The sequence below is a fragment of the Chitinimonas sp. BJB300 genome (assembly GCF_002735695.1).
Lineage (GTDB): Bacteria > Pseudomonadota > Gammaproteobacteria > Burkholderiales > Chitinimonadaceae > Chitinimonas.
On sequence record NZ_PDZH01000205.1, the window covers coordinates 1 to 4,657 of the forward strand.

Genomic DNA, 4,657 nt, shown 5'->3' on the forward strand with positions numbered 1-4,657 from the left:
ACCTACCATCGCCGACAAGCCCGTTGCTGTCGCCGCACCAAACGTGCTCAGCAAATAGTCGGTGTACAAATCGAGTTCTTTGTTCTTCATTGCGACAGGTTAGCGTATGCACTGCGTAACATCAGTTGGTAAGCAGGACGAACAGCTGCTAAGTTTTAATTCTGCCCAAGTCACCATCAAGCCCGGCATTGATATGCCGGGTTTTGCTTCTGTGCATGACGCAGACTCAATGGTGTATTTCGCATTGCAAATAGGCTGAGACAGCTGAGTAAACAGAGGAGATGATCATGCAAAGAAAAACGCAGTATCCCGTGCTGGCAGTGAGCAGTGCACTGGCGCTTGCTTTGGGCGGCTGCGGCGGCGGTGATACTACGACTACGACGACTACGCCCCCCACTGCTGCGAGTGTGACGGTATCGCCGTCATTGGGAAAATTTTCCCAAGGTACGCCAGTCAGGGTGCTTACTTTGCCGGGTGCAGTGTTGGGTACCGGTACGATTGATGCGAATGGTACGGCGGGAGTTAGCATTGGTACCCATACCGGCCCTTATGTGGTTGAGGTGGTCGGCAATGGCACTGCGACTTACTTTGATGAGGCGACAGGCACTGATGTGGTGTTCCCAAATGGTGCAACCCTGACTGCCGTGGCCCCGGCGGGTACGACGACGGTAGGGGTGACACCGTTGTCTGATGCGGCTAAACGTCAGTTGGAGGCGGTTGCCGGTGGCTTGACTGCCGCGAGTAGTACCAATATTCAGCAAGCCAATGCAACAATTGCCGCGGCTTTCGGTTTGGGCGATGTGCTGACACCACCGACCCTGGTAGGCAAGACCTCTGCTGGAACGTTAAAAGACAGTAGTGCCGATCGTTATGCCTTGGTGTTGGCCGGTATTGCGAATAGCGGCGCGCCCGGCGTGGCTGCGCACGACATTGCAAAGTTTCTGGCCCGTGATATGGCGGATGGGAAGCTCGATGGTGTTGCATTGCCTACCGATACTGCGCCACTGACGGGTGTGGTGATCGGTGATTTCATCAACAATTTCAATACCAAGTTGCGTAAAGCCGCCAATGACTTTGCCGATGATGCCACCAAAGAACGGGTCAATAATGAAGTGGTGGTGATTAACCCGATCCCGACACCGGTCGATACGTCGCTGGGTGCCGGTATTGCCGCTGCCCGCAAGCTGTTGCGGGATGTACGTGTGTCGGCTTCCTTGGCGGATGCTCAGCTACACCTTACGGGCGTTGGGTTGTCCGACGCGGTTAAGAAGGTCAATGATGTGGGTCGCCTCAGCCTGGAGCATTTTCATATGCTCAATAAGGGTTTTGATTTTTTGCGCGACCTTAGGGCTGAAAATACAACGGGTGCAGTGCAGAACCCTAATCGGGATAATCGCTGGGAGAAGGAATTTGCTTCGGGTGGTGCTTTGGTAATGCGTTGCCGATCGGATGTGGCGAGCGCCAAAGCGGTAGCTGAAGTGAAGTGTACCTATGCCAATGGCCAGGGTCGCAATCCAGCTAGCGCAACCGAGTGGAGCCGCTTCGCCTTTACGGTGAAGCAGGGAGCTGCAGATGGCTTGGCCAGTTGGGATGCGTACAAGGAGTTTTCATCCGATGGCAGTTATGACACCCCGAATTACACCAAGCGTCCTTTTGGGACAGACCAGGACGGTACGCTCAGCTATAGAAAATCGGGCGCTGCTGAGACGTTGATCGCCAAGGGTGATATGCCCTATGGCATGCTCGTGGAAGACAAGCAGGCGTTTGATGTCACCTTATCCCGTACTGAGCTGGTGGATAACTCAGGCAAGATTTCGGGTACTGGCTCGGTGGTAGGGGCTGTTACTCGTACTGTGGGCGACAAGACGGCCAAGTTGGAGATGCTGGATGGCTCGCACCTTAGCTTCCGCGAAAGCGACGAGATGGCATATGGGACACTGAAAGTGAAGGCGACTGTGGGCCACCATGTCGTCAATGGTGACCTGTCGTTGGGTGACCCTGTGGTGCTGCCGGCTACTGGCATCTTCACGGGCTCGATTGCTGTTGCGAATACCACTGTGATTGATGTAGCAGCCAAGGTGGTGCGCAAGGCAATCGATGCGGCAAATGGCTTGGATGCGGGTACGGTTGCTTTGTCAGCCAAGGTGCCTACTGAATCGGGCGCGGTGGTGGAAATGTCGATCGGGATGGAGCGCGAGCAAGCGGGCGTTGATACTGTCAAGGTGTCTGCCAGCGATAAGCTAGGTGATCGCGTTGTGATATTGGGGGCTACTTTGGTGAACGGTGAGCTTGCTGATACTGCCACCATCAGTAATCCAGATGGTGTGACGATTACTCTGACCCGAAATGCCGCCCGTAAGTTTGTTGGTAAAGTGAAGAAGGGCGAGCAGGAGGTGGGTGATGTTTTGGATGACAAGGTCAACTTCAAAGATGGCTTGACCGAGTCTCTAGGATGACTCATGCCGCGCTAGCCTATAGGGGTTGGTAGGGTTTGAGGCCTGCAGCGTGAGCTAGCAGGCCTTTATATTTTTCTTGCTAACGCGTTCAAGGTAGACACATGCACGTACTGCGTTTCTCGTCGTTGTTGCTCATATTAACTGGCCTTGGATCTGCACCGGTATGGGCTGCCAGCCTGCAAGACAACCCAGCTGGTTTCGACCCGCAGGCAAGCCTGCAATTTGGCTTGGATGTACAGGCTTTCAGCGATCCCATCCCCCTCCTGCGTTTAAATGATGATGACTGGGGGCGGCGACTCAAGGGGCGGCATCAACGTGAGCATGCATTTTTAGATGGCTGGGCGATTGCGGGCGCCGAGGAGCAAGGCTGGCATATGAGTGTATTGGCGCGTCGCTACGGCGTAGCCCATGCCAATCAAGATACGGTTTTATTGGCGCAGCAGATCGAGCAACGTCTTCCATTCAATGCTGGGCAGCGTTATGCATTGGACTACGGTATGGATTACTGGACTGGTCGGGGATTCCGGCTGGGCAAGTCCTTCAGCTTCCCTATCGCCAAGTTTGGTCAGCTGGATGCGGGGTTGGCAGTGCAATACTTGAAGTCGGTGGACTTCAAAACTGAAAACTTTGTGGGCGTTGCCCAAGCCAATGCCAACCAGCAACTGGAGTTCACGGGGCGCCGCGAAACAGCCGGCAGCCTGATGAACACAAGTGACCTTACACGTTTCAACCGTTTTGTGGCGGCAGGCAACCCGTCTGGCTATGGATATGCTTTGGACATTGGTCTGCGCTGGCGTGGGGCGAATGGCTGGCAGGCAGAACTTGCAGGTTTTGATCTCGCTGCAAGAATCAAGGGCCGGGATATCCCGCGCTCTTACCAGTCAGGTAGTTTCTTATATAGCAAAGATGGCGATTTGATTGGCAACGCGGATGGTTCCCCGGCTGTGTTGGGGCGGGATAGCCGTGGTGATTTGGCGTTGCGCCCAAAGGCGAATTGGCTGGCTGATTTACGTTGGCGAGGTACGCAATGGCAGGGCGGATTGGCATGGCGATACGTTGATGGATTAAGCCTGCCGCGGCTGCATGGCGAATACCTGCTTATGTCGGAAAACTGGCTAGGCTTGGCCTACACACCGCGCACTGGTCTTGTGGAGTGCAGTCTAAGTAATCCATGGCTTGCTCTATCGCTTGCAAGTAGCAATGCCAGCGTGAACCAAGCCCGTGCCCTGGCTATGGGCTTCCGACTTACGTTACCTTTTCAGCCTTGGTAGCAATATTGGGCTGATGCTTAGAACCTGTCTAAAGTCTCGCGAGCTAAGGCAAGATAAGGCGAAAACAGCCGAGGAAGCGGAGTTCACACCGAGTAAATGAGCATTCCGGGGACGTTTTCAACGCCATATTGCCGACGCCTAGCAGACTTTAGACAGGTTCTTAGGGGGCTTCTTCCGGATATAGATCGTCTTGCGCACCTGGGCAACTAGCTGTTCTTTATCGTCAACAATGTTGATATTGAACTGTGGCAGGTACTTCTCGCCATCAGCTGTGCGTGCCTGGATTTCTGTCAAGATGGCTTCATCAATTTCAAACTTGGCACGTACCGTTCCGCGTCCTGGCGCCACAAAGTCAATACTGGCGCTTTGATCCCATACGTAATAGTCCCTCCCCAGAATCTGCATCAACATCAGCATGTACCAAGGGTCCGTCATTACAAACAGGCTGCCACCGAAGTGTGTTCCGACATAATTGCGGTTGTACCAATGCAGCTTTAAAGAGACCTCGGCTGTACGGTAATCGGTACTAACCCGCGTAGCGTGGACGCCCGTGAGCAAAAACGGTGGCCAGAGATTGATTAACCATCGGAAGGTGCGGGACTTCATGTTGAATTATGGCTCTTTCTGAGTGGAGCCTTGAGGTTGGCTATCAAGCGCTTGTTTGTCAATTTTGTGGTGACACTGGTTTGAGTATTGATCCGTTCCAGCACACTGTGGGACTAAACAACTAGTGATGAATTATTTGCTATATAAGTTTAGTGATCAGCCTCGCGTAAGCGATGCTGCGCTATCTAAGGCCCCGATCCGGGGCGTTATTCATGTGCGCCCAGCATGGGCGCACTCCTGCGGGTGGAAGTCCCGCCGTAAGTTGATCACAACGAACGAAGTGAAGCGCAACTGCGTGAGGGCGACCGAGCGTGGGAAGGAAGC

3 protein-coding genes are annotated in these 4,657 nt (G+C 53.9%); 2 read left to right on the forward strand and 1 reads right to left on the reverse strand.

The features are described 5' to 3' along the window. The first annotated feature begins 287 nt into the window (after window positions 1–287). Entirely contained in the window at window positions 288–2,456 is a 2,169-nt protein-coding gene (locus tag CSQ89_RS20040; RefSeq protein WP_099407783.1) for a hypothetical protein, read from the forward strand. A 101-nt stretch (window positions 2,457–2,557) separates the two neighbouring features. Next, window positions 2,558–3,727 (forward strand): hypothetical protein, encoded by a 1,170-nt coding sequence (locus CSQ89_RS20045; RefSeq protein ID WP_099407784.1) that lies wholly within the window; start codon window positions 2,558–2,560, stop codon window positions 3,725–3,727. A 138-nt stretch (window positions 3,728–3,865) separates the two neighbouring features. Here the strand turns inward: CSQ89_RS20045 and CSQ89_RS20050 are convergent, their stop codons facing one another. Next, window positions 3,866–4,333 carry a DUF4442 domain-containing protein gene (locus CSQ89_RS20050; RefSeq protein ID WP_099407785.1) on the reverse strand — a complete coding sequence of 156 codons (468 nt, stop codon included), beginning with the start codon at window positions 4,331–4,333 and terminating at the stop codon, window positions 3,866–3,868. Between the last annotated feature and the right edge of the window lie 324 nt (window positions 4,334–4,657).